The 1,929-nt window shown below is 60.1% G+C and carries 1 protein-coding gene; it reads right to left on the reverse strand.

Going from position 1 to position 1,929, the window contains the following annotated elements:
- A partial coding sequence (locus tag ACR0D9_RS20560) for an ABC transporter ATP-binding protein (RefSeq protein WP_480540098.1) occupies window positions 1–1,778 on the reverse strand: 1,778 nt, incomplete at its 3' end.
- Window positions 1,779–1,929: the final 151 nt, after the last annotated feature.

Here is a 1,929-nt window from a genome sequence, read left to right on the forward strand (position 1 = left end):
TACTGAGCGACTTTGTGTTTGTGTTTATTGAACTGTTGGTCGAAGAGGTTTTTGAAGGGTCCGTTTTTCTGCATGAGTTGGTCGAGGTTTCCCTGTTCGGCGATAGCGCCGTCCTGGATGACGATGATCTTGTCTGCCTCCAGCACGGTTGACAGGCGGTGGGCGATGACGATGACGGTGACATCCTGTGTCAGGGCGTCCAGCGCCTCTTTGACCAGCGATTCCGATTCCGCGTCCAGCGCGCTTGTGGCCTCGTCCAGCAGCAGGATTTCGGCCTTGCGCAGAATGGCGCGGGCAATCGCGATGCGCTGTTTCTGACCGCCCGACAGAAAGGTTCCGTTTTCGCCCACCGGGGTCTCATAGCCCTGCGGCAGGTCAGTGATGAACTGATGCGCATGTGCGGCCCGGGCTGCCGCGATCACCTCTTCATCGCTCGCCTCGGGTGCCGAGCAGCGCAGGTTGTCCATCACCGAGGCCGAGAACAGGAACGTGTCCTGACCGACATACGAGATTTTCCGCCGCAGCGAGGCAAAGCTGACATCCCTCAGGTCCTGGCCATCGATCTCGACGCTGCCCTGATCGGGGTCGTAAAACCGCATGATCAGGCCAAACAACGTGGATTTGCCACCACCGGACTGGCCGACAAGGGCCGTGGTTTTCCCGGCCTCGAAAGTGGCGCTCATGTTGTCGATCACCGGCACCGTGCCCTGATAGCCAAAGGTCACATTGCGCAGCGTGATCTGTCCGGGGCCGTCACTCAGGTCACGGGCCCGGGGGCTTTCCACCATCGTGTCCTCCTGATCCAGCAGGCTGAACAACAGGCCGACACCGACCATGCAGGTTTCAATCTGGACCCGCATCCTGGACAGGCGCTTGGCGGGTTCATAGGCCATCAGCAAAGCGGTGATGAAGGACATCAACTGACCCGCGGTCGGCTGTTCGGTGCCCGCGATGCCCATCGTGCTGACAATGAGAACCCCGGCAACCGCCAGACCGGCCAGAAACTCCATCAGCGGGCTGGCAATGGCCTGCAGCCGGGCGATGTCGTTCGAGCGCTGTTCGACCTTCCGGATCGCGGTCTCCATTCGGTCGATCATGCGATCTTCAAGCGCAAACACCTTGATCACCTTGATCCCCGCCGAGGTCTCCTGCAGCACCCGGATGATCTCGGCCAGCGATTTGAACTCGGCCTGCATGATCGAGCGGACGCTTTTCAGCAGATACCGCACCCCCAGCAGGGCAACCGGGCCCACCACAAAGAACATCACCGACAGGACCGGCTGCTGATACACCATGACCACAATAAGGCCGACCAGGGTCAGGGCATCGCGGACAAACCCGGTGACCAGAACATCGATCAGGCCCCGGGCCGATTGCGCGCCATTGGTCGTGCGCATCAGCAAATCCGATGATTCATTGGTCGAAAAGAACGACACCCCGTGCCGGACCAGCTTGCGGTACAGCTTCTCCTGCTGCTGGGCCACAATCCGGTTGCCCGCGCGCGCCAGAAAGACGGCCTGAATATACGAGGCCACCGCCTTGGTCAGGAACAGAAGCACAACCCCCAGCGCAATGACATGCGCCCATCCCCGCAATTCCGGGCTGGTCATGGCATCAACGATATATTCCATCATGTAAGCCGAGCCGGCGGTGGTGACCGCCACCGCGATCATCGCCAGGATCGCAACGCCGTAAAGCCCGCCCTGCGCATAAAAGCTCTCACCGACAAGCCGGCCCATATAGCCCGATCGCCACTTGTTCCAGGCGCGCTTCATCATTGCGTTCTCCAAATCCGTGAAACGGTGCGCACGCCCAGATACCCCATATCCCGCCGCGCCTAAAGGGCTGATGCTACCCTGCGGCAGACCAACCCATCCCAACATCCAAACACGCTAAATAAGACCTCACCACCAAACCCACAACCAAAAC

It is taken from the genome of Ruegeria sp. AK11, from assembly GCF_056541095.1.